The organism is Pseudomonas sp. UC 17F4 (genome assembly GCF_900101695.1).
Classification (GTDB): Bacteria; Pseudomonadota; Gammaproteobacteria; order Pseudomonadales; family Pseudomonadaceae; genus Aquipseudomonas.
In genome coordinates this window covers 5,400,059-5,423,852 of record NZ_FNKV01000001.1, presented here as the reverse complement: position 1 = coordinate 5,423,852, position 23,794 = coordinate 5,400,059, and the positions used below count along the sequence as shown (strand labels likewise).

The 23,794-nt window shown below is 63.2% G+C and carries 21 protein-coding genes; 16 read left to right on the top strand and 5 right to left on the bottom strand.

Annotated elements, in window-relative coordinates; all coding sequences use genetic code 11:
• Nucleotides 1-13: 13 nt before the first annotated feature.
• A complete protein-coding gene (locus BLR26_RS24760) occupies nt 14-826 on the bottom strand; it encodes a cytochrome C assembly family protein (protein WP_045196549.1) in 813 nt (270 codons plus the stop codon).
• Nucleotides 827-1,022: 196 nt separating this feature from the next.
• On the opposite strand from BLR26_RS24760, the gene ffh reads away from it, so the two are divergent.
• The 6 genes from ffh to BLR26_RS24730 all read left to right on the top strand — a co-directional run bounded on the left by ffh (nt 1,023) and on the right by BLR26_RS24730 (nt 5,084).
• A complete protein-coding gene (ffh, locus tag BLR26_RS24755; RefSeq protein WP_038996825.1) occupies nt 1,023-2,399 on the top strand; it encodes a signal recognition particle protein in 1,377 nt (458 codons plus the stop codon).
• Between the two features lie 238 nt (nt 2,400-2,637).
• Nucleotides 2,638-2,889, top strand: a complete 252-nt coding sequence (rpsP, locus tag BLR26_RS24750) for a 30S ribosomal protein S16 (protein ID WP_028942918.1) — start codon at nt 2,638-2,640, stop codon at nt 2,887-2,889.
• Nucleotides 2,890-2,894: 5 nt separating this feature from the next.
• Nucleotides 2,895-3,431, top strand: coding sequence for a ribosome maturation factor RimM (gene rimM / locus BLR26_RS24745; protein WP_093386845.1), 537 nt, complete (start codon nt 2,895-2,897; stop codon nt 3,429-3,431).
• Nucleotides 3,432-3,434: 3 nt separating this feature from the next.
• Nucleotides 3,435-4,187, top strand: a complete 753-nt coding sequence (gene trmD / locus BLR26_RS24740; protein WP_045196554.1) for a tRNA (guanosine(37)-N1)-methyltransferase TrmD — start codon at nt 3,435-3,437, stop codon at nt 4,185-4,187.
• A gap of 43 nt (nt 4,188-4,230) precedes the next feature.
• Nucleotides 4,231-4,581 carry a 50S ribosomal protein L19 gene (gene rplS, locus BLR26_RS24735; RefSeq protein WP_038996821.1) on the top strand — a complete coding sequence of 117 codons (351 nt, stop codon included), beginning with the start codon at nt 4,231-4,233 and terminating at the stop codon, nt 4,579-4,581.
• A gap of 95 nt (nt 4,582-4,676) precedes the next feature.
• The gene (locus BLR26_RS24730) at nt 4,677-5,084 is read left to right on the top strand and encodes an acyl-CoA thioesterase (protein ID WP_045196557.1); all 408 of its coding nucleotides are present in this window, start codon (nt 4,677-4,679) and stop codon (nt 5,082-5,084) included.
• Nucleotides 5,085-5,158: 74 nt separating this feature from the next.
• Here the strand turns inward: BLR26_RS24730 and BLR26_RS24725 are convergent, their stop codons facing one another.
• Complete coding sequence (locus BLR26_RS24725) at nt 5,159-6,955, bottom strand: cation:proton antiporter (RefSeq protein ID WP_093386840.1); 1,797 nt, start codon at nt 6,953-6,955, stop codon at nt 5,159-5,161.
• Between the two features lie 76 nt (nt 6,956-7,031).
• On the opposite strand from BLR26_RS24725, the gene xerD reads away from it, so the two are divergent.
• The 6 genes from xerD (at nt 7,032) to BLR26_RS24695 (ending at nt 16,697) form a co-directional block, all read left to right on the top strand.
• Entirely contained in the window at nt 7,032-7,928 is an 897-nt protein-coding gene (xerD, locus tag BLR26_RS24720) for a site-specific tyrosine recombinase XerD (protein WP_093386835.1), read from the top strand.
• Between the two features lie 150 nt (nt 7,929-8,078).
• Nucleotides 8,079-8,807: a bifunctional protein-disulfide isomerase/oxidoreductase DsbC gene (gene dsbC / locus BLR26_RS24715; protein WP_045193700.1), complete on the top strand. Its 729-nt coding sequence runs from the start codon at nt 8,079-8,081 to the stop codon at nt 8,805-8,807.
• 79 nt (nt 8,808-8,886) lie between these two features.
• Complete coding sequence (locus BLR26_RS24710) at nt 8,887-10,191, top strand: homoserine dehydrogenase (RefSeq protein WP_093386830.1); 1,305 nt, start codon at nt 8,887-8,889, stop codon at nt 10,189-10,191.
• A 105-nt stretch (nt 10,192-10,296) separates the two neighbouring features.
• Nucleotides 10,297-11,706 (top strand): threonine synthase, encoded by a 1,410-nt coding sequence (thrC, locus tag BLR26_RS24705; RefSeq protein ID WP_093386825.1) that lies wholly within the window; start codon nt 10,297-10,299, stop codon nt 11,704-11,706.
• Nucleotides 11,707-11,795: 89 nt separating this feature from the next.
• Nucleotides 11,796-15,392 carry a transporter substrate-binding domain-containing protein gene (locus tag BLR26_RS24700; RefSeq protein ID WP_371128658.1) on the top strand — a complete coding sequence of 1,199 codons (3,597 nt, stop codon included), beginning with the start codon at nt 11,796-11,798 and terminating at the stop codon, nt 15,390-15,392.
• Nucleotides 15,393-15,476: 84 nt separating this feature from the next.
• Nucleotides 15,477-16,697: an EAL domain-containing response regulator gene (locus BLR26_RS24695; RefSeq protein ID WP_093386814.1), complete on the top strand. Its 1,221-nt coding sequence runs from the start codon at nt 15,477-15,479 to the stop codon at nt 16,695-16,697.
• Nucleotides 16,698-16,704: 7 nt separating this feature from the next.
• Here the strand turns inward: BLR26_RS24695 and BLR26_RS24690 are convergent, their stop codons facing one another.
• Nucleotides 16,705-17,367 (bottom strand): response regulator, encoded by a 663-nt coding sequence (locus BLR26_RS24690; protein WP_045193697.1) that lies wholly within the window; start codon nt 17,365-17,367, stop codon nt 16,705-16,707.
• A 138-nt stretch (nt 17,368-17,505) separates the two neighbouring features.
• Between BLR26_RS24690 and BLR26_RS24685 the strand changes: the two genes are divergently transcribed.
• Nucleotides 17,506-17,802: a DUF3509 domain-containing protein gene (locus tag BLR26_RS24685; RefSeq protein WP_093386810.1), complete on the top strand. Its 297-nt coding sequence runs from the start codon at nt 17,506-17,508 to the stop codon at nt 17,800-17,802.
• A gap of 159 nt (nt 17,803-17,961) precedes the next feature.
• Here the strand turns inward: BLR26_RS24685 and BLR26_RS24680 are convergent, their stop codons facing one another.
• Both BLR26_RS24680 and BLR26_RS24675 read right to left on the bottom strand, forming a co-directional pair.
• Entirely contained in the window at nt 17,962-18,849 is an 888-nt protein-coding gene (locus BLR26_RS24680; RefSeq protein ID WP_093386805.1) for a TIGR02285 family protein, read from the bottom strand.
• A 44-nt stretch (nt 18,850-18,893) separates the two neighbouring features.
• Nucleotides 18,894-20,093 carry a CaiB/BaiF CoA transferase family protein gene (locus tag BLR26_RS24675; RefSeq protein WP_093386800.1) on the bottom strand — a complete coding sequence of 400 codons (1,200 nt, stop codon included), beginning with the start codon at nt 20,091-20,093 and terminating at the stop codon, nt 18,894-18,896.
• A 130-nt stretch (nt 20,094-20,223) separates the two neighbouring features.
• Between BLR26_RS24675 and BLR26_RS24670 the strand changes: the two genes are divergently transcribed.
• From BLR26_RS24670 to BLR26_RS24660, 3 genes are all read left to right on the top strand, one after another.
• Nucleotides 20,224-20,763: a YaeQ family protein gene (locus tag BLR26_RS24670; RefSeq protein WP_045193694.1), complete on the top strand. Its 540-nt coding sequence runs from the start codon at nt 20,224-20,226 to the stop codon at nt 20,761-20,763.
• Nucleotides 20,764-20,817: 54 nt separating this feature from the next.
• Nucleotides 20,818-22,527 (top strand): single-stranded-DNA-specific exonuclease RecJ, encoded by a 1,710-nt coding sequence (gene recJ / locus BLR26_RS24665; protein ID WP_093386795.1) that lies wholly within the window; start codon nt 20,818-20,820, stop codon nt 22,525-22,527.
• A gap of 117 nt (nt 22,528-22,644) precedes the next feature.
• Nucleotides 22,645-23,751, top strand: coding sequence for an NADH:flavin oxidoreductase/NADH oxidase (locus BLR26_RS24660; protein ID WP_045193692.1), 1,107 nt, complete (start codon nt 22,645-22,647; stop codon nt 23,749-23,751).
• Nucleotides 23,752-23,794: the final 43 nt, after the last annotated feature.

Here is a 23,794-nt window from a genome sequence, read left to right as displayed (position 1 = left end):
TTACCTGTGCCCGTCAGATATGCAGGATGAATTCGCGTACCAGCTTGCTGCCGAAATAGGCCAGCATCAGCAGGCAGAAGCCGGCCAGGGTCCAGCGGATCGCCTTGTGCCCGCGCCAGCCGAGGCGGGTGCGGCCCCACAGCAATACGCTGAAGACGATCCAGGCCAGGCACGCCAGCAGGGTTTTATGCACCAGGTGCTGGGCGAACAGGTTGTCGAGGAACAGCCAGCCGGACAGCAGTGACAGCGACAGCAGGCCCCAGCCGGCCCAGAGGAAGCCGAACAGCAGGCTTTCCATAGTTTGCAGCGGCGGGAAGTTCTTGATCAGCCCGGAGGGGTGCTTGTGCTTGAGCTGGTGATCCTGCAACAGCAGCAGCAGGGACTGCACCACGGCGATGGTGAACATGCCATAGGCCAGGATCGACAGCAGGATATGCGCGAGGATGCCCGGCTCTTCGTTGATCAGCGGCACCGTGCCCGACGGCGCGAACTGGGCGATCAGCGCCGTGGCCATGCCCAGCGGGAACAGCAACAGCAGCAGGTTCTCCACCGGGATGCGCAGGCAGGCCAGCAGGGTCAGGGCGATCACCGCGGTGGCGATCAGGCTGGCGGCGCTAAAGAAGTCCAGGCTCAGGCCCAGGGGCGTGAGCAGTTGCCAGAACAGCGCAGTGCCCTGGGCAATGACCGCCAGCGCGCCAAGCAGGCCGAGCAGGCGTTTGTCGGCCTTGGTGCCCTGGGCCAGGCGTGAGCCTTGATAGAAGGTCGCGGCGGCATACAGGCAGGCGGCGATGAGATTGGGTAGCAAGCTGGGTGACAAGGGGAGCATAAGTCCTGTTAGGCAAGCCCGAAAGGGACTGAGTTTGGCATAGATCGCGCCCGCCTAGGAAGACTGCCAGCCGACGGCATGGTGTGCGCTGGGCCAAGTCTTCGTTATAATCGCCGGCCTGCCCCTGCCCAAGGCCGGCCGAATACGCCAGAGGCAGCTGATAAACCTCGGTTCTACAGAGCCCGAAAGGATCACCATGTTTGAAAACCTGACCGACCGTCTGTCACAGACGCTGCGCCATGTCACCGGCAAGGCCAAGCTGACCGAAGACAACATCAAAGACACCCTGCGTGAAGTGCGCATGGCGTTGCTCGAGGCTGACGTCGCCCTGCCGGTGGTCAAGGATTTCGTCAACAAGGTCAAGGAACGTGCGGTCGGCACCGAGGTGTCGCGCAGTCTGACCCCGGGCCAGGCGTTCGTGAAGATCGTCCAGGCCGAGCTTGAAGGCCTGATGGGCGCCGCCAACGAAGACCTGGCGCTCAACGCCGCACCGCCTGCGGTAGTGCTGATGGCCGGTCTGCAGGGCGCGGGCAAGACTACCACCGCCGGCAAGCTGGCGCGCTTCCTCAAAGAGCGCAAGAAAAAGACCGTGATGGTGGTCTCGGCCGACGTCTACCGTCCGGCGGCGATCAAGCAGCTGGAAACCCTGGCGGGCGACATCGGCGTGACCTTCTTCCCGTCGGATATCAGCCAGAAGCCGGTGGCCATCGCTGAGGCGGCGATCCGCGAAGCCAAGCTCAAGTTCATCGACGTGGTCATCGTCGACACCGCCGGCCGTCTGCACATCGACGCCGAAATGATGACCGAGATCAAGGATCTGCACGCTGCGGTCAAGCCGATCGAGACGCTGTTCGTGGTCGACGCCATGACCGGCCAGGACGCCGCCAATACGGCCAAGGCGTTCGGCGATGCGCTGCCGCTGACCGGGGTGATCCTCACCAAGGTCGACGGTGACGCCCGTGGCGGTGCCGCGCTGTCGGTGCGCGCCATTACCGGCAAGCCGATCAAGTTCATCGGTATGGGCGAGAAAAGCGACGCGCTCGAGCCGTTCCACCCCGACCGTATCGCTTCGCGCATCCTGGGCATGGGCGACGTGCTCAGCCTGATCGAGCAGGCCGAACAGACCCTCGACAAGGACAAGGCCGACAAACTGGCCAAGAAGCTGAAGAAGGGCAAGGGCTTCGACCTCGAAGACTTCCGCGACCAGCTGCAACAAATGAAGAACATGGGTGGCCTGGGCGGCCTGATGGACAAGCTGCCGAGCATCGGCGGCGTCAACCTGGCCCAGATGGGCAGCGCCCAGGGCGCCGCCGAGAAGCAGTTCAAGCAGATGGAAGCGATCATCAACTCGATGACCCCGGCCGAGCGCCGCGACCCTGAGCTGATCAGCGGTTCGCGCAAACGCCGTATCGCCCTTGGTTCCGGCACCCAGGTGCAGGACATCGGCCGTCTGATCAAGCAGCACAAGCAGATGCAGAAGATGATGAAGAAGTTTTCTGCCAAAGGCGGCATGGCCAAGATGATGCGCGGCCTGGGTGGCATGATGCCCGGCGGCGGCATGCCCAAACTGTAACCCTATTCGCATCGGCGGCCTGGAAACGGGCCGACGATCGGACTCCCGCCCCGGCGGGAACAACGCAGCCTTTATATAGAGGCTGTACGAAGCGCAGATCTGCAGGCTGTCCTTTTTACCTGGCGTAAAAAGGCATTTGCAAAAGTCCGTGTATTCCTTGAGAATATGCGGCCTTTCGGGCACCCGTGTGCCCGCTGTGCATTATGATTTGCAGCACCGACTACAGGAACGATGTTCAATGCTAACCATCCGTCTTGCCCGTGGTGGCTCTAAAAAGCGCCCATTCTACACCCTGACCGTGACCGACTCGCGTAACCCGGTTACCGGTTCGCACATCGAGCAGGTTGGTTTCTTCAACCCTATCGCTCGTGGCCAGGAAGTTCGCCTGTCCGTTAAACAAGACCGCGTTGCTCACTGGCTGAGCGTTGGCGCACAGCCATCCGAGCGCGTTGCAAAACTGCTGAAAGATGCTGCTAAGGCTGCTGCCTGAATAGTATGAGCGCGACGCCAGAAAAAGCTGATGACCTGATCGTCGTTGGCAAGATTTTTTCGGTTCACGGCGTTCGCGGCGAGGTAAAGGTCTTTTCCTTTACCGATCCGATTGAAAACCTGTTGGATTACCGTAACTGGACGCTTCGGCACGAAGGGAAGGTAAAACAGGTCGAGCTGGTCAGTGGCCGTTCCACTCAAAAGGACCTGGTCGCCAAGCTCAAAGGCCTCGACGATCGTGATGAAGCCCGTCTTCTGAGCGGTTATGAGATTTGTATCTCGCGTAGCCTTTTGCCCAACCTGTCTGCCGACGAGTACTACTGGTACCAGTTGGTGGGTCTGAAAGTCATCAATCAGGACGAACAGCTGTTCGGCACGATTGATCACCTGTTGGAGACCGGCGCGAACGATGTAATGGTGGTCAAGCCCTGCGCGGGCAGCCTGGATGATCGAGAACGCCTGTTGCCCTATACCGAGCAATGCGTGTTGAAGATCGACCTGGTTGCAGGCGAAATGAGGGTCGAATGGGACGCGGACTTCTAAGCAATGGCCAGCCTGCGCGTAGACGTCATCACGCTGTTCCCCGAGATGTTCTCGGCCATCAGTGAGTACGGCATTACCAGCCGCGCGGTGAAACAGGGGTTGTTGCAACTGACCTGCTGGAACCCGCGGGACTACACCACAGATCGTCACCATACGGTAGATGATCGGCCGTTTGGCGGTGGTCCGGGCATGGTGATGAAGATCAAGCCTCTGGAAGACGCCCTGGTGAATGCCAGGCAGGCAACCGGAGAGGCGGCAAAGGTGATTTACCTGAGCCCACAAGGCCGCAAGCTGACTCAGTCGGCGGTCAAAGACCTGGCGAAGCACGAATCGTTGATTCTGATAGCCGGTCGATATGAAGGCATCGACGAGCGCTTTATTGAAGCTCATGTCGATGAAGAGTGGTCGATTGGAGACTATGTCCTGTCTGGCGGCGAGCTGCCGGCGATGGTCCTGATCGATGCGGTTACACGACTGCTGCCTGGAGCTTTAGGGCATGCGGACTCGGCGCAGGAAGATTCCTTCACCGATGGTCTGCTTGATTGCCCGCACTACACCCGACCTGAGGTGTATGCGGATCAGCGTGTTCCCGACGTGTTGCTTAGTGGCAACCATGCACACATCCGGCGATGGCGTTTACAGCAGTCCCTTGGGCGGACCTATGAACGACGCGTCGATCTTCTGGAAAGTCGCTCACTTTCTGGAGAAGAGAAGAAGCTGCTGGCGGAATACCTCCGTGAGCGGGACGATAGTTAACGTATCGATGGTAAATCCAGCTGATTTACCTTAGGAGCACAGCATGACCAACAAAATCATTCTTGCACTCGAAGCAGAGCAGATGACCAAAGAGATCCCGACCTTTGCCCCGGGCGACACCATCGTCGTTCAGGTGAAAGTGAAGGAAGGCGATCGTTCGCGTCTGCAGGCTTTCGAAGGCGTTGTCATCGCCAAGCGTAACCGTGGTGTGAACAGTGCTTTCACTGTTCGCAAGATCTCCAACGGTGTTGGCGTTGAGCGTACTTTCCAGACCTACAGCCCGCAAATCGACAGCCTGGCCGTGAAACGTCGTGGTGACGTGCGTAAAGCCAAGCTGTACTACCTGCGCGACCTGTCCGGTAAAGCCGCTCGCATCAAGGAAAAACTGTCCTGAGGACAGCTTGACCGGTGGCTACGGCCACCATGCGAAAAAAGCAGCCTTCGGGCTGCTTTTTTGTTGTCTGAAATTTGTCGTCCAATGTGAAGCCCATGACCTCCAGAGAGCAGGAAATCGAGCGCCGCACCGAACTGTCGGTGACCCGCGTGACCAAGGCGGTATTCCCGTCCACCACCAACCACCACAACACCCTGTTCGGCGGCACCGCGCTGGCCTGGATGGACGAAGTCTCGTTCATTGCTGCCACGCGTTTCTGCCGCTTGCCGCTGGTAACGGTGTCGACCGACCGTATCGACTTCAAGCACCCGATTGCCGCCGGCTCCATCGTCGAGCTGGTCGGGCGGGTGGCGACAGTGGGTAACACCAGCCTCAAGGTCGAGGTTGAAGTGTTTGTCGAAAGCATGAGCTGCGACAGTCGCGAAAAGGCCATCCATGGCCTGTTCAGCTTTGTCGCCATCGATGAAGACAAGCGCCCGGTGCCGGTATTGCCCGGGTTCTGACCATCCTGTAGGAGCGGGCTTGCCCCGCGATAATGTGTAGACTTCACCGGCCTTATCGCGGGGCAAGCCCGCTCCTACTGCGGCTGAATCAACGCCACCAGTGTCCACCCAGGCCCGGGCTTGAGCAGGCTGTCGGGCCCGAACACATGCACCCAGCCACTGCCATCGCGGGCAAACAACGGGTTGGCCCGCTCGCCATGCAGCGCCTGGTAGTCCGCCCAGCCGAATGCCTCGGTCAGGTGCGTGCTGTACAGCTCGGCGCCATTGTTCAGTAATCCGGCCAACTGCCCGTAGGTCAGCGGCTGGCTTCCCAGTGTCTGCCCGCGGTGCTCATCGCTGGCGCGGTGCTTGTCGCTGCGCTTGGCCTCAAGGCCACTGGCCAGGACAAACAGCCGCTGCGGGCCAAAGTCGTGGCGAAAGCGCGTGCAGGCCAGGGTGTTGAGCTCACCTGCCGGTGACAACCCGAGCAAATGCCCCAGGCCTACCAGGTCCAGGTGGGCATCGGCATGCTGCGAGGCGGGGTGGCCGAAGTAGGTTGGCAAGCCATCCATGCGTGCCGCGCGGATGTTCTCCCAGCTGGAATCGGCCAGCAGCACCCGGCAATCGAGCTGTTGCAAAGCCTTGGCCACAGCGCGGGCCGGCGGGTTGGCGCCGACGATCAAAAAACCGCTGGGGGCAGGTTCGGCAACCTTGAGCAGGCGTGCCAAGGGCCGCGAAGTGGCGCTCTGCAGCACCACGGTGCCGATGATCACCGCGAAGGTCAATGGCACCAGCAGCAGTGCGCCTTCATGCCCGGCTTCATCCAGGCGGATGGCAAAGATCGCCGACACCGCGGCGGCAACGATGCCGCGCGGGGCGATCCAGGCCAGCAGGGCGCGTTCGCGCCAGTTCAATTGCGAGCCGAAGGTCGACAGCGCGACGTTAAGCGGCCGGGCCACGAACTGAATGATCAGCAGCAGGGCCAGCACCGCCGGGCCCAGGCCGATCAGGGCATTGAGGTCCAGGCGCGCGGCCAGGAGGATGAACAGCCCGGAGATCAGCAGCACGCTGAGGTTCTCCTTGAAGTGCAAAATCTGCCGGACATCCACGCCCTTCATGTTGGCCAGCCACATGCCCATGAGGGTGACCGCCAGCAGGCCCGACTCATGCATCACCTGGTTGGCACCAATGAAAATCCCCAGCACCGCCGCCAGCGACGCCAGGTTGTGCAAATACTCCGGCAGCCATTGGTGACGCATCACCTGGCCGAGCAGCCAGCCGCCGGCCACGCCGAACGCGCTGCCGCAGACAATCACCCCGGCAAAGGTCACCAGGCTGTGGCTCAGGCCGTCGCCGGCGGCGCTGGCGATGATGAAGCTGTAGACCACCACCGCCAGCAGCGCGCCGATCGGGTCGATAACGATGCCTTCCCAGCGCAGGATGTTGGCGATCGTTGCCTTGGGCCGTACCACCCGCAGCATCGGCACGATCACCGTCGGCCCGGTCACCAGGGTCAGGGTGCCGAACAAGGTTGCCAGCAGCCAGTCGAAGCCCAGCAGCCAGTGGGTGGCCAGGGTGATTACCAGCCAGGTCGACAGCGCGCCGAGGGTGACCATGCGCTGCACCACGCTGCCGATGTCTTTCCATTGCGACAGGTGCAGGGTCAGGCTGCCTTCGAACAGGATCAGCGCCACCGCCAGCGACACCAGCGGCATCAGCAATGGGCCGAACAGTTCCTGCGGGTCGAGCCAGCCGAGCAACGGGCCGGCGAGGATGCCGCTGAGCAGCAGGAAAAGGATCGCCGGCAGCTTCAGGCGCCAGGCCAGCCATTGGCAGCACAGCGCTGCCAGACCTATCCCGCCAAATGCCAGCAATATCTGTTGTTCGTTCATTCGGGCTCCCTATGCCGGCAGTGTTATGGAAGACTAGCGGCAATTCGTCGTTTTCGTCGCTTGCCGCAGAGTTGTCATGCCCGCTATTGAACATCCGCTTATCGATCAGTTCCTGGACGCCCTGTGGCTGGAGAAGGGCCTGGCCGACAACACCCGCGATTCCTACCGCAGCGACCTGGCGCTGTTCAACGGCTGGCTCACGGAGCAGGGCGTCGAGCTGCCCGATGCCGGGCGCGAACTGATCCTCGATCACCTGGCCTGGCGCCTGGAGCAGGGCTACAAGCCACGCTCGACCGCGCGTTTTCTCTCCGGGGTGCGAGGCTTCTATCGCTACCTGTTGCGGGAAAAACTGATCGGCATTGACCCGACCCTGCAGGTGGAAATGCCGCAACTGGGGCGGCCATTGCCCAAATCCCTGTCGGAAGCTGACGTCGAAGCCTTGCTGCAGGCACCGGACCTGAGCGAGCCGATCGGCCAGCGCGACCGCGCCATGCTTGAAGTGCTGTATGCCTGTGGCTTGCGTGTCACCGAACTGGTCAGCCTGACCCTCGATCAGGTCAACCTGCGCCAGGGCGTGCTGCGGGTGATGGGCAAGGGCAGTAAGGAGCGCCTGGTGCCCATGGGTGAAGAGGCGGTGGTGTGGATTGAGCGCTACCTGCGTGACGGCCGTAACGAACTGCTCGGCGGGCGTCCCAGCGATGTATTGTTCCCCAGCCTGCGCGGCGAGCAGATGACCCGTCAGACCTTCTGGCACCGCATCAAGCACCAGGCGCTGGTGGCCGGTATCGACAAGAGCCTGTCGCCGCACACCCTGCGCCATGCCTTCGCCACTCACCTGCTTAACCACGGCGCCGACTTGCGCGTGGTGCAGATGCTGCTCGGCCACAGCGACCTGTCGACCACCCAGATCTACACCCATGTGGCCCGCGCGCGGCTGCAGGAACTGCATGCCCGGCATCACCCGCGCGGCTGAGCGCTGATCGAACATTGCGTGCATCGCCCGCAGTCGGTCTGTGCTGGCATCTGTGGTAGGCTTGTGCGGTTTGCATCAAGGGCCGTGTAATCGCCGTGGTTTAAGCACGTGCGTCCAGCTTCCGGCCCCCGTCCGCCCTCAGGAGTTCCCATGCGCGTGACCCAGATTTTCGCCGCCGCCGCCCTGGCGCTGGTCAGCACCTTTGCCGCTGCCGCCGACAACGCCGAGCAGGCGATCCGCAAGACCCTGCAGTCCCTGGAACTGGGCGTGCCGGTCGATAGCGTTGCCAGCAGCCCGCTCAACGGCCTGTATGAAGTCAAGCTTGAAGGCGGCCGCGTGCTGTACGCCAGCGCGGATGGCCAGTTCGTCATGCAGGGCTACCTGTTCCAGATCCAGGACGGCAAGCCGGTCAACCTGACCGAGAAGACCGAACGGCAGGCCATCGCCAAGACCATCAATGCCATTCCAGCGGCCGAGATGGTGGTTTATCCTGCCAAGGGCGAAACCAAGTCGCACATCACCGTGTTTACCGACACCACCTGCCCGTACTGCCACAAGCTGCACGCCGAAGTGCCTGAGCTCAACCGTCGCGGTATCGAAGTGCGCTACGTCGCCTTCCCGCGTCAGGGCCTGGGTTCGCCGGGTGACGAGCAGTTGCAGGCGGTCTGGTGCTCGAGCGACCGCAAGGCGGCGCTGGACAAGATGATCGACGGCAAGGAAATCAAGGCCGCCAAGTGCGCCAACCCGGTCGGCAAGCAGTTCGCCCTGGGCCAGTCGATCGGCGTCAACGGCACGCCGGCCATCGTCCTGGAAAACGGCCAGGTGATTCCGGGCTACCAGCCGGCGCCGCAAGTGGCCAAGCTGGCCCTGGCCAAGTAATTCAATCGCAAGCCGTTGCCTTGGGGTGACGGCAGTTTCACGATCGGCTGCCAGCCGGTCGTTTCATGGGGAGTTCACAGTGAAACCGGTCAAAGTAGGCATCTGTGGGTTGGGGACCGTCGGTGGCGGTACCTTCAATGTACTTCAGCGTAACGCCGAGGAGATCGCCCGCCGTGCCGGGCGTGGTATTGAAGTGGCACAGATTGCCATGCGTTCGCCAAACCCGAATTGCCAGATTACCGGTACCCCCATTACCGCTGATGTGTTCGAGGTCGCAACGAACCCGGAAATCGACATTGTCATCGAGCTGATCGGCGGCTACACCATTGCCCGCGAGCTGGTGCTCAAGGCCATCGACAACGGCAAGCACGTGGTCACCGCCAACAAGGCGCTGATTGCCGTGCACGGCAACGAGATCTTCGCCAAGGCCCGTGAGAAGGGCGTTATCGTCGCCTTCGAAGCGGCTGTGGCCGGTGGCATCCCGGTGATCAAGGCGATCCGTGAAGGCCTGTCGGCCAACCGTATCAACTGGGTGGCCGGGATCATCAACGGTACCGGCAACTTCATCCTCACCGAAATGCGTGAAAAAGGCCGTGCGTTCCCCGACGTGCTGGCCGAAGCCCAGGCCCTGGGTTACGCCGAAGCCGACCCGACCTTCGACGTCGAAGGCATCGATGCCGCGCACAAGCTGACCATCCTGGCGTCCATCGCCTTTGGTATCCCGCTGCAGTTCGACAAGGCCTACACCGAAGGCATCACTCAGCTGACCACCGCTGACGTCAACTACGCCGAAGCGCTGGGTTATCGCATCAAGCACCTGGGCGTGGCCCGCAGCACTGCCAACGGTATCGAGCTGCGTGTGCACCCGACGCTGATCCCGGCCGACCGCCTGATCGCCAACGTCAACGGCGTGATGAACGCCGTGATGGTCAACGGTGATGCTGCCGGTTCGACCCTGTTCTACGGGGCTGGCGCCGGCATGGAGCCTACCGCTTCGTCGGTGATTGCCGACCTGGTCGATGTGGTTCGCGCCATGACTTCTGATCCGGAGAACCGCGTACCGCACCTGGCCTTCCAGCCTGACTCGCTGTCGGCCCACCCGATCCTGCCGATCGAAGCCTGCGAAAGCGCCTACTACCTGCGCATCCAGGCCAAGGATCACCCGGGCGTGCTGGCCCAGGTGGCGAGCATCCTTTCCGAGCGCGGCATCAATATCGAATCGATCATGCAGAAGGAAGTCGAGGAACAGGACGGCCTGGTGCCCATGATCCTGCTCACTCACCGAGTGATCGAGCAACGCATGAACGACGCCATCACCGCCCTGGAAGCCTTGCAGGATGTGGTCGGCAACGTCGTGCGTATCCGCGTCGAACAACTCAACTGACAACTGCGGCAAGCGGCAAGCGGCAGGCGGCAAGATCACAGCGGGACTGCGGTGACTTGCAGCTTGAAGCTTGAAGCTTGAAGCTCAAACCGAAGGTTTGCAAAAATGCGCTACATCAGTACCCGCGGCCAGGCACCGGCCCTGAACTTTGAAGACGTGCTGCTGGCCGGTCTTGCCAGCGACGGCGGCCTGTACGTGCCGGAAAACCTGCCGCGTTTCACCCAGGAAGAAATCGCTTCCTGGGCCGGCCTGCCCTACCACGAGCTGGCCTTCCGGGTGATGCGCCCGTTCGTCACCGGCAGCATCGCCGATGCCGATTTCAAGAAGATTCTCGAAGAAACCTACGGCGAGTTCGCCCATGCCGCGGTTGCACCGCTGCGTCAGCTGAACAGCAACGAATGGGTGCTGGAGCTGTTCCATGGCCCAACCCTGGCGTTCAAGGACTTCGCCCTGCAACTGCTCGGCCGCCTGCTTGATCATGTGCTGGCCAAGCGTGGCGAGCGCGTGGTGATCATCGGCGCCACCAGTGGTGATACCGGTTCCGCCGCCATCGAAGGCTGCCGCCGTTGCGACAACGTCGATATCTTCATCCTCCACCCGCACCAGCGCGTGTCGGAAGTTCAGCGCCGGCAGATGACCACCATCTTCGGCGAGAACATCCACAACATCGCCATCGAAGGCAACTTCGACGACTGCCAGGAAATGGTCAAGGCCAGTTTCGCTGACCAGGGCTTCCTCAAGGGCACCCGCCTGGTGGCAGTGAACTCGATCAACTGGGCGCGGATCATGGCCCAGATCGTTTACTACTTCCATTCAGCCCTGCAGTTGGGCGGCCCGGCGCGTTCAGTGGCGTTCTCGGTTCCGACCGGCAACTTCGGCGACATCTTCGCCGGCTACCTGGCGCGCAACATGGGCCTGCCGATCAGCCAGCTGATCGTCGCCACCAACCGCAACGACATCCTGCACCGCTTCATGAGTGGCAACCAGTACGTCAAGGAAACCTTGCACGCAACCCTGTCGCCGTCCATGGACATCATGGTTTCGTCGAACTTCGAACGCCTGCTGTTCGACCTGCACGGTCGCAATGGCGCGGCTATCGCCGGGCTGATGGACAACTTCAAGCAGGGCGGCGGTTTCAGCGTCGAACAGGATCGCTGGACCGAAGCGCGCAAGCTGTTCGATTCGTTGGCGGTCGATGATGCGCAAACCTGCGAAACCATCGCCGACGTCTTTGCCCAGACCGGTGAGGTGCTCGACCCGCACACCGCGATCGGCGTCAAGGCCGCACGCGAGTGCCGCCGCAGCCTGGACACGCCGATGGTGGTGCTGGGCACTGCGCACCCGGTCAAGTTCCCGGAAGCGGTGGAGAAGGCCGGTGTCGGCAAGGCTCTGGAACTGCCGGCGCACCTGACTGACCTGTTCGCCCGCGAAGAGAAGTGCACGGTACTGGCCAATGACCTGAAAGCCGTTCAGGCTTTCGTCAGCCAGCACGGTAATCGCGGCAAACCGCTCTGATCGACTGATCGGCACAACAAAGCCCGTCTCTGACGGGCTTTTTTATTTCTACACTGGCAATGGTTTGCAGCAACGGATCAAGGGTATCAATGAGCACCGGACATCGACGCACAACAGGGCTGTTGCTGGCCTGCCTGTTCTGGCTGGGTATCGGGCCCTGGGCCCAGGCCGCCCAGAGCCTGCCCTTTACCCTGGTACCGCCGTTCACCGAGCTTGGGCCGATGCCATTGACCGCGGCCCAGCAACAATGGCTGGGCCCGGCGCGGGTGTTGCGGGTCGGTATCTCGTTTGCCGACTACGAGCCGGTGGACATCACCATCGACCGCAACCGCTACCAGGGCATCAGCGCCGACTACCTGAGCCTGGTTGCCGAACGCCTGGGGGTGAAAACCCAGGTGCTGGCCTTCGCCAAGCGCGAGGAGGCGATCGAGGCCTTGCGCCATGGCGACATCGATGTCCTGACCAGCGCCAACGGCTTTGAACGCAGCGTGGCGGGCCTGGCGTTCTCCGACGATTACATTCCGGACCGCTCCATGGTCGTGGTGCGTGGCGGCGCGCCGGTGCCGCCAAAGTCGCTGGCGGGGAAGAAAGTGGTCCTGCTCGACGGTTATGCCGACACCCGGGTCATGCACCAGGTTTATCCCGACAGCCAGGTGCTGCTGGCGCCCAACCTCAGCAGTGCCCTGGAGGCGCTCAATCAGGGTGAAGTGGATGCGTTTGTCGGCAACGAGATCATCATCCGCGCCTTCAACGCGCTGCGTCCGTACCTGGGCCTGCAGGTGGTCGGCCCCAGCGCCTTGCCGCCGATTGGCTTCGCCTTTGCCGTGCGTGCCGAAGACCGGCTACTGCAGGAGATGTTCAACCAGGCGCTGGCCAGTATCGAGGAGTCGGTGCGCCGCGAAATTCTTGGCCGCTGGACCTCCGGCCTGGGCTCGGACGTGGCTCATCACCGGGTCGAGCTGAGCGTCGCCGAGCGCCGCTGGATCGCCAGCCATCCGCGGGTGACCGTGGTTGGTAGCCAGTATCCGCCTTACCTGTTCCGCACTCGCCAGGGCGCCTGGGTGGGGCTTAACAGCGATGTGCTGGCGACCATTGCGCAGATGACGGGCCTGCAGTTTGACTATGCGCCGTCCGAATCGATTGCCCAGAGCCTGGAGCTGCTCAGGAGCGGGCAGGCCGACTTGAGCACAACCCTCAGTGAAACCGCGGAGCGCCGCGAGTTTCTCGGGTTCACTCATTCCATTGGCGGGCAGAGCTGGGTGTTCATCGTTCGTGCGCCGCAACTGGGCCTGGCGTCGCTGGACGAACTGGCCGGGCAGACCCTGGCACTGCCGGCGCAGCATGCGCTGGAGAGCACCCTTCGCGAGGATCACCCGGGTATTCGCCTGTTGTTGGTGGACTCGCTGGAGCAAGCCCGGGAAAAGGTCCGCAACGGCGAAGCCCTGGCCACCATCGACAGCGAAATCGGCGCCTACAGCGTGATCGGCAACGACCCGGTGCTCAAGGTCGGGCGTGGAGTCGAGGGCAAGTGGGCACCGGACCGGTTCTCGGTACGGCGCAGCGCTCCGGAGCTGGAAAGCATCCTCAACAAGGCCCTGGAAGCCTTCCCGGTCGCCGAGTTGCGTGCCGTGCGCATGAAGTGGCTGGGCGCGCTGGCGCCGCCAGCGCCGGCCTGGCAGCGGATTGCGCCGTGGATCTACTGGACCGTGGCGGCGGCGGTACTGTTCGGGCTGGTGTCGCTGGTCTGGAGCAGTCGCTTGCGCGCGCAGATCAACCAGCGGCAGAAGGCCGAGCAAGCCCTCAACGACCAGTTGGCGTTCAAGCGCGCACTGCTCGACGGAATCCCCAACCCGATCTACGTGCGCGACCTGGAAGGGCGGCTGATCACCTGCAACAAAAGCTACGAACAGGCCTTCTCGATGCGCCTGGAAGATGTCAAGGGCCGGCGGCTGACAGACATCGATGTCATTCCCGAGGCGCTGGCCAGGCAACTGCATGCCGATTACCTGAGCCTGCTCGAAGATCCGCAACCGGTGTTCGCGGACCGCTGTATCGAGTTTGAGGGCCAGCGCACCGATGCCTACCAGTGGACCGTGCCGTTCTACAGTGCCGACGGGCAGCTGCAAGGCCTGCTGGGGGGCTGGATCGACATCACCGAGCGCAAGCAACTGGAGGTGGCGCTGGTCGAAGCCCGGCAGCAGGCCGAGCAGGCCAACCAGGCCAAAAGTACCTTTCTGGCGACCATGAGCCACGAGATTCGCACGCCCATGGCGGTGATCATCGGCCTGCTCGAACTTGAGCGGGAAACCACCCTGGGCCGCGGCGAGCAACCGTCCCGGCGGCTGGAAACCGCCCATCAATCAGCCCGTGAGCTGATTGCGCTGATCGGTGACAGCCTCGACCTTGCCCGGATCGAGGCCGGCAGCCTGCAGCTCGAACCCCAGGCCCGGGCACTGGCGCCGTTTCTCAAGGCTATCGTCGAGCAGTTCCAGGCCCAGGCCCTGGCTCAGGGCCTGGACTTGCGCCTGCAACTGGCCAGCGAAGCAGAAGGGGTGTACTGGTTCGACCCGCTGCGCTTGCGCCAGGTGCTGACCAACCTGCTGGGCAACGCCCTGAAATTCACTCACCTGGGCCTGGTAGAGCTGCAGGTCAGCCGCACTGGCTGCGACAGTTTGCAGGGCATTGGCTTGCGCCTGTGTGTGCGTGACACCGGCATCGGTATCAGCAAGCAACAGCAGAGCGCGCTGTTCCAGCCCTTCGCTCAGGCAGGCGCGGGTGCCGAATATGGCGGCTCGGGCCTGGGCCTGAGCATTTGCCGGCAGTTGGTCGAGTTGATGGGCGGCAACATTGCCCTGCGTAGCGTGCCGGGCAAAGGTACCGAGGTCAGTGTCGAGCTGACCCTCGAAGCGCTGGCTGCCGAGCCTGTAGCGCCAGCGCCGACGCGTGGGCTGGCGGGCGGGCCGGCGCGGCGGATTCTGGTGGTTGATGACCTTTCGGCCAGCCGCTTGGTGCTCAGCCAGCAACTGGAATTCCTTGGCCATGAGGTGCTGGCTGTGGAGAACGGCCAGAGTGCTTTGCAGGCCTGGCAGGACGGCGATTTCGACCTGGTGCTCAGCGATTGCAACATGCCGGTGATGAACGGTTATGCGCTGGCCCGTGGCATCCGCCGCCTGGAACGCGACAGCCAGCGCCCAGCGATCGCCATCGTTGGCTGCACCGCCAACGCTATGAAAGAGGAGCGCGCCCGCTGCCTGGAGGCCGGCATGGATGAATGTCTGGTCAAGCCGGTTGCGCTGGCCCAGCTTGTCGCGGTGATCGACAGGCTGGCCGCGCGGCCCAGCTTCAGGATGGATACCCTGCAGAAGATGACCCAGGCCAACAATGCGGTACTGCGGCGCATGCTTGAGGAGTTGCGCAAAAACCTGCGGGAAGAGTCCGCTTTGCTCGCCTCTGCCGTCCAGACCCAAGGCTGGGAAGCCATTGGCGTGGCATTGCACCGCCTCAAGGGCGTCGCCTGCCTGATTGATGCGCTGCCCCTGGCGCAGGCGTGCGCGCAACTGGAAAAGGCCAGCCAGGTGCGCTCGACGCAGGCTGCCGACCCGGGATGGGCAGCATTGCAGGCGGCAATCGACCAGTTGAATCAGGACATTGAACAAGAGCTGTGGAAAATGTCACCTCAACTTTAGGACATGTCCTATGGGCGTCCTAGGTCAATTTTCCTAGAGTTGCACAGTGCTGTCGTTCAGATCGGCTACTGCGGGGAAATTTTCATGCACTCACTTAAGGTTCTGATTCTCGAGGATCATCCTTTCCAACTGATGGCCTTGCATCAGATGCTCAATGCCAATGGCGTCTTCGATGTGCTGACGGCAGAGTCGGTCGACGGCGCACGGCAGACGCTGTCCCTGCGCGGGCGGGTCGATATCGCCATCTGCGACCTGCACATGGACGGCCAGGACGGCCTGGAGCTGATCCGTCACCTGGCTGACAGCGGCCTGGCGGCGGCCTTGATTATCCTCAGCAGCGCCGAACGTGGTGTGCTCGATAGCGTTGCCGACCTGGCGCGACAGTTGGGCTTGCGGGTGCTCGGCAGTCTGCAGAAGCCGGCTTGCAGCGTGTCGCTGCACAAGTTGCTGCGCCGCTACCTCGACGAGCCCGGCGATTCGCCCCAGGCGCTCGCCGCACCGGCCCATGCCGAGCTGTTGGCCATGTCGCCCGCCGAGTTGGCGCAGAGCCAGGCGCAGTGGCAGGCCCATTACCAGCCCAAGGTGGGTTTCGACGGTGCCCTGGTCGGGGTGGAGGCGCTGGTACGCTGGCAACACCCAAGCCTTGGCTTGCTTAGCCCGGCGCAGTTCTTCCCCTTGATTGAAGGCGCCGGGTTGCTGGAGGCACTCAGCTGGCACGTACTCGACCAGGCCCTGGCATTCAGTGCCCAGGCCAGGCTCGCCAGTGGCCAGCCATTACCCGTGGCGGTCAACATCGCCCCGCTGATGCTCACCCGCGATGATTTCGCCGCGCAGGTCGTCGCGGCCCTCAAGCGCCATGACGTGCCGGCCAGCGCCCTGACCCTGGAGGTCATCGAAACCCACAGCTGCCAGCTCGACAGCAACCAGCTCGAAGGGCTGTTGCACCTGCGCATCCAGGGCTGCCAACTGTCGATCGATGATTTCGGCATGGGCGTGTCCAATCTGCAGCGCCTGCTCGAACTGCCATTCAGCGAGTTGAAACTGCCCAGCGAGTTTGTCCGGGGCATGGCCGATGATGGCCGTAAGGCGGCGGTGGTGGCGGGGGCGCTGATCATGGCCCGGCGCATGGACCTGAACGTGGTGGTCGAGGGCGTCGAGACGGTAGATGACCTGATGGCGATCAAGGCCCTGGGCAGCCCGATCATGCAGGGCTATTTCATTGCCCGGCCGATGGCGGGGCCGGACCTGCGCCGGTGGATGCTCGAGCGTGAGCCGGCCGAGGCCAGGCTGCGGCGCAGGGCGTGAACAGCCTTCAGCCCAGGCCGTGCTCCTGCAAATAGAGGTACAGCGCGGCGTCATTGGCCAGGCCCAGCTTGCGCATGGCACTGACCTTCTGGCTGCTTACTGTCTGCTTGCTGCGGTTGAGCAGGGTGGCGATCTGGCCGACCGTGTGGCCGCCGGCGAGCAGGCGGGCGACTTCCAGCTCGCGCGGCGACAACGCCGTCTGGTCGCGGGCCAGGTCTTCACGCACGGCGCCGTCCTGTAACAGCAACTGCTGCACCGAATCGGCCAGGTAAATCTTGCCGCTGCGCAGGCGGGCGATGGCCTGGGGCAATTCGTCGGCCAGGCTGGCCTTGCTCAGCAGGCCATTGACGCCCAGGGCCAGCATGGCCCGGAACAGCCCGGCATTGTTGAGCATGGTCACCACCAGCAGCGGCAACTGCGGATGGTGCCGGCGCAGTTGTTCGAGCAGCTTCAAGCCATCGTTCTGCTGCTCCAGCGGCATCATGAAGTCGGTCACCAGCACGTCGCATTCCAGGCTTTGCAGCAGGGTCGTGAGCTCCAGCGGGCCGCCGGCTTCGCCCACTACGCGAATGCCCGGAAGCTGCTCGAGCACGGCGCGCAGGCCGATACGAAAGATCGGGTGGTCATCGGCCAGGATGATGCGCAGTTCACTGGGGGCAGGGGCTGTCACAGGCAGGCTCCGCTCAACGTGCTGGATTTCAATCTGTCATTTTTGCCGGGCATGCTGGGTAAAGGAAATCGCACTGAGAGAACTTTTCCGGCTGCCTCAGGGTCAGTGAAAGACCCCTTCTCGACAGGTAGGTGAACAATGAATGAGATGGAATGTATCAGATTGTTGCTTGGTCAAGCATTGGCACCGTACCGGGTCAGGCTGGTGCGCCTGAGCACCGGCTGTGATTTCGACCTGCGCCTGACCGACGAAACCAACCGCAGCGTGCTGCAGCGCACGGTCAAGCCCAGCCAGTTGCAGGACCAGCGCCTGCTGGTCGACCTGGTCGATGGCCTGCAGCGTGACCTGCTGATTGTAGAGGGCCGCCTGCAGCCTTGCGTCATCGCGGCGCAGCGCCATCTGCAGCAAGGCCGCTCGATCAGCGCCGGGGTGTGACGGAACCTTTGCCGGGCAAGGCAATCAGACCTAACAAGGACAGCTGATCGGGATTTTGCTCCGATGTCGTGAAGCTGTCGTGCGAAGCCCTATGGGCTTTTGTTTAGCCCCGGGCGGCCTCCCCACCGTTCGGGGTTTCTTTTTACCTGCGATCGGGCCTCAGGGGTGCTCGCCAAACAGGTGCAGGCTGTCGTGCAGGTACTGTTCGCGCATTTGCGGCGCCAGCCACTGGGCGTACAGGTCGGGCAAGGTGTCGTTGCGCAGCGGCAGTAGCAATTTGTTGATATGGCTGATGGCTTCGCGCCCCAGCGGCGTGTCGGAGCAGCCGACCCGCAGCAACTGGTACTGCTCGACTCCCTGGATCGGGTAGAAGGCATAGTCGTCGCTGGGCCAGCCTTGCTGTTGCAGCAGGTAGCGCACTTCCGGCCAGTAGCCGAGCACCAGTTGCAGGCGGTCATGCTGCTGCATTTGCAGCAGGCTGGTCACTGCGTCATTGCCGTAGTGGCGGCTGAGGGTAGTGTCGGGCAGGGTCTTGAGCAGTTCATCAACCGCCGGGCTGTAGCTGCGCTGGGCCACCACACCCAGCTTGAGCGCGGTACTGCCGAGCAGCGTCTGCAGGTCGACCTGCTGGTTGTGCAGGTAGGGGTCAAGCAGGTGCTGGTCCTTGCGCCGGACCACCAGGCCGCTGCTGAGCACGCCCAGGCTGGGGATCGAGAAATGCACATAGCGCGCTCGCTCCGGGGTCCACAGCAGGGTCGGGTCGCAGGTGAAGGTGGGCGCCTGGAGCATCTGGATGCCGCGGGCGCGGTTGACCCGGACGATGCTGTGATCGTATTCGGGCATCTGTTCGATCAGCAGCGGCAGCAAGCGGTCGATCACCCCCTGGCCCTTGCCGGTACCTTCGAAAATGGTCAGCGGCGGCAAGTCGCGCAACAACCAGAACAAACGCTCCTTGGCCGAGGCCGGAGCGGGCAGGCCCAGGCAAAGCAACAGACCTAGCAACAGCGGCAATCCACGACGCATGCTCGCTTGCCAGTGATGGGTCATGTCCAGGTCTCCACCGTTGCCACGCAACTTGAGTAGTGCCGTGTTCAGACTGCGCCTTGCGTGCGTAGCCGGGCAATCGCAGCTGTGTCATAACCCAGCCCGGCCAGTACCTGCTCGGTGTGGGCTCCAAGCTCCGGCCCGACCCATTCGCTGGAGCCGGGGGTGTCCGAGAGCTTGGGGACGATTCCCGGCATCTTGAACGGCGTGCCGTCGGGCAGCTTGGCTTGCAGGAACATCTCGCGGGCGAGAAACTGCGGGTCGCTGAACATATCTTCGGCACTGTAGATGCGGCTGGCCGGTACCTGGGCCTCATTGAGCACCTGCATCAGCGCATCCAGTGGCAAAGTCCGCGCCCAGCGGTCGATCACCCCGTACAACTCATCGCGGCGCAGGTCGCGGCCGTCATTGCTGGCGAGCGCCGGATCGTCGGCCAGGTCATTGCGGCCGATGGCCTGCATGAAGCGCTTGAAGATCGCATCGCCATTGGCGCCGATCTGCACGTGCTTGCCATCGGCGCTGGTGTGGATGGAGGAGGGGGTGATGCCGGGCATGATGTTGCCGGTACGCTCGCGGATAAAGCCGAACACGTCGAACTCCGGCACCATGCTTTCCATCATGGCGAAGATCGCTTCGTACAAGGCGACATCCACCACCTGGCCCTGGCCGCCGTTGACTTCGCGATGACGCAGGGCCATCAACGCCCCGATCACGCCCCACAAGGCCGCAATCGAGTCACCGATGGAGATGCCGGTACGCACCGGCGGGCGGTCCTCGAAACCGGTGATGTAGCGCAGCCCGCCCATGGATTCGCCGACGGCGCCGAACCCCGGCTGGTCTTTCATCGGCCCGGTCTGGCCGAAGCCGGACAGGCGCACCATCACCAGCTTCGGGTTGAGGGCGTGCAGCACGTCCCAGCCCAGGCCGAGTTTTTCCAGCACCCCGGGGCGGAAGTTCTCGATCAGGATGTCGGCTTCGGCCAGCAGCTTCTTGAGAATATCCAGCCCTTCGGCATGCTTGAGGTTGAGCGTGAGCGACTGCTTGTTGCGGGCCTGGACGAACCACCACAGCGACGTGCCTTCGTACAGCTTGCGCCACTTGCGCAGCGGGTCGCCGCCATCGGGCGACTCGACCTTGATTACCTCGGCGCCGAATTCGGCGCAGATGCGCGAAGCGAACGGGCCGGCAATCAGGGTGCCGAGTTCGATGACTTTGAGGCCGGCGAGAGGTTTGCTGGGCGTAGGCATGAGGCGTCCGTGGCAGCGGGTCAGGGCCCCCGTTTTTATCATAGCTGGGCGCGCCCAGATACTGCTGCGGCGCAAGGAACATGCGGATCGGTTAGACTGGGCGACTTTCCTTGCCGCAAGAAGCCCGTCCATGGCCCAGCCATCCACCACCTACAAGTTTGAACTGAACCTCACCGACCTTGACCGCGGTGTGTACGAAAGCGTCAAGCAGACCATCGCCCGTCACCCGTCGGAAACCGAAGAGCGCATGGCCGTGCGTCTGCTGGCCTACGCCCTGTGGTACAACGAGCAACTGTCTTTTGGCCGAGGTCTGTCGGACGTGGACGAAGCGGCGGTGTGGGAAAAAAGCCTGGACGACCGCATCCTGCACTGGATCGAAGTCGGCCAGCCCGATGCCGATCGTCTGACCTGGTGCTCGCGTCGCACCGAGCGCACCAGCCTGCTGGCCTATGGCAGCTTGCGCGTGTGGGAAACCAAGGTGCTGCCGGCGGTCAAGAACCTGAAAAACCTCAACATCGCCGCCGTGCCCCAGGAAGTACTGGAAACCCTGGCCAAGGACATGCCGCGGGCGATCAAGTGGGACGTGATGATCAGCGAAGGCACGGTGTTCGTCACCGACGATCGCGGCCAGCACGAAGTCCAGCTGCAATGGCTGATGGGCGAGCGCTGATCGCGCGTCCTTTCAAGCCGAACATCCCTGATTGACGAGAAGCCCCAACGCCCCATGCGTATCGATCCCCGCCCGTTGCCGTCCACGTTGCCCTTTCTCGGCGACCTGCCACCCTTGCTGACCCGCCTGTATGCCGCCCGTGGCGTGCAATCGGCAGCCGAGCTGGATAAGAGCCTGGCGCGCCTGCTGCCTTACCAGCAGCTCAAGGGCATCGAGGCGGCAGTCGACCTGCTGGTGACGGCACTGGCAGAACGCCAGCGCATCCTTATCGTCGGCGACTTCGATGCCGACGGCGCCACCGCCAGCACCGTCGGCCTGCTCGGCCTGCGTCTGCTGGGTGCTGCCCATGTTGATTACCTGGTGCCCAACCGCTTCGAGTACGGCTATGGCCTGACTCCGGAGATTGTCGAAGTGGCCTTGCAGCGCCAGCCGCAATTGCTGATCACCGTCGACAACGGCATTTCCAGCGTCGAAGGCGTGGCCGCCGCCAAAGCTGCGGGATTGAAGGTCCTGGTGACCGATCACCACCTGCCTGGCCATGAGCTGCCGGCGGCCGACGCCATCGTCAATCCCAACCAGCCGGGCTGCGAGTTCCCCAGCAAGGCGCTGGCCGGGGTCGGGGTGATTTTCTATGTGCTGATGGCCTTGCGCGCGCGGTTGCGCAGCCTCGGTCACTACGACAACGCGCCGCAACCGAACATTGGCGAGCTGCTTGATCTGGTGGCCCTGGGCAGCGTCGCTGACGTGGTGCCGCTGGATGCCAACAACCGCATCCTGGTGCACCAGGGCCTGGAACGCATCCGTGCCGGACGGGCGCGGCCGGGGCTCAAGGCCATTCTTGAAGTGGCCCGCCGCGATCATGCGCGTATCACCTCCACCGACCTTGGCTTTATTCTTGGCCCACGGCTCAATGCGGCCGGGCGCCTGGACGACATGAGCCTGGGCATCGAGTGCCTGCTCAGTGACGATGCCAACCTGGCCCGGGAAATGGCCGGCCAGCTCGACGAACTGAACCAGGACCGCAAATCCATCGAGCAGGGCATGCAGCGCGAAGCCCTGGCCCAGCTCAAGGACCTGCCGCTGGAATCGATGCCGTTCGGCCTGTGCCTGTTCGAGCCGGACTGGCACCAGGGCGTGATCGGCATCCTTGCCTCGCGCCTGAAAGAGCGTTACCACCGCCCGACCATCGCCTTTGCCGATGCCGGCGACGGCATGCTCAAGGGCTCGGCGCGCTCGGTGCCGGGCTTTCATATTCGCGATGCACTGGATGCCGTGGCGGCGCGCCATCCGCAGTTGATCAGCAAGTTCGGCGGCCACGCCATGGCCGCCGGCCTGTCGCTGCCGGCTGATAACTTTCCGGCCTTTGCCCAGGCCTTCGACGAAGAAACCCGTCGCCAGCTGCGTGAAGAAGACCTCACCGGCCGCTTGCTGTCGGACGGCACCCTGGCGGTCGAGGAGTTCCACCTGGAGCTGGCCCGGGCTTTGCGCAATGCCGGGCCGTGGGGCCAGCACTTCCCCGAGCCGCTGTTCCACGGGGTGTTCCAGCTGGTCGAGCAACGGATCGTCGGTGAGCGGCACCTGAAGGTGGTGCTCAAGAGCGAATGCGGTTCGCTCAAGCTCGATGGCATCGCCTTTGGCGTCGACCGGGAAGTCTGGCCCAACCCCACCGTGCGCTGGGTCGAGCTGGCCTACAAGCTCGACGTCAACGAGTTTCGCGGCCAGGAAAGCGTGCAACTGATGATTGCGCATATCGAGCCGCGCTGATCTCACGGGGCAAAGTGGTCTAGGCTTCGAATGATGGGTCGAAGAACCTGCGGGGAAGATTCTGTAGTCGGCCGGTCAACTACCTGGAGCCTTACCACTTGATTTGAGAGGTGCCCCATGAGCCTGCTGCTTGAGCCGTATACCCTGCGCCAGCTGATCCTGCCCAACCGCATTGCCGTCTCACCCATGTGCCAGTATTCCAGTGTCGACGGCCTGGCCAATGACTGGCACCTGGTGCACCTGGGCAGCCGCGCGGTGGGTGGTGCCGGGCTGATTTTCACCGAAGCCACTGCCGTGACTGCCGACGGGCGCATTACCGCGCAAGACCTGGGCTTGTGGGACGACGCGCAGATCCCAGGGCTGCAACGCATCACCCGTTTCATCACCGCCCAGGGCGCGGTGCCCGGCATTCAGCTGGCCCATGCCGGGCGCAAGGCCAGCACCCATCGGCCGTGGCTGGGCAAGCATGGCAGCGTCAAGGTCGACGATGGCGGCTGGGTGCCAGTGGGGCCCTCGAAAATTGCCTTCGACCCGGAGCACACCGCACCCAGCGAACTGAACGAAGCGCAGATCGGCGAGATCATCCAGGCCTTTGTCGCCGCTGCCCGGCGCGCCCTTGAGGCCGGTTTCAAGGTGGTCGAAGTGCATGCCGCCCATGGCTACCTGTTGCACCAGTTCCTGTCGCCATTGAGCAACCAGCGCCGCGACCAGTACGGCAGCTGCTTTGAAAACCGCATTCGCCTGACCCTGCAAGTGACCGAAGCGGTGCGCGAGGTGTGGCCGGCCGAGTTGCCGGTGTTCGTGCGGCTATCGGCCACTGATTGGGTCGAGGATGGCTGGAACCCGGATGAGACCGTGGAGCTGGCCAAGCGCCTGCGCAAACTGGGCGTGGACCTGATCGACGTGTCCTCTGGCGGCACCTCGGTAAAAGCCGAGATCCCGACCGGGCCGGGCTATCAGACTCAGTTCGCGGCCAAAGTGCGGGAAGAGGCGGGGATCGCCACCGGGACGGTGGGCATGATCACCGACCCGATGCAGGCTGAAACCATCTTGCGTACCGCGCAGGCCGATATCATCTTCCTCGCCCGCGAATTGCTGCGCGACCCGTACTGGCCGCTGCATGCCGACGACGACCTGGGCGGCAACAAGGCGGTGTGGCCGGCGCAGTATCAACGGGCTACCAGTCGCGACCAGCCGATACATGAGTCTGATTTACGCGATTGACTGAATGGCGAGCGCTTCGCGCTCGATCGCAGGCAAGCCAGCT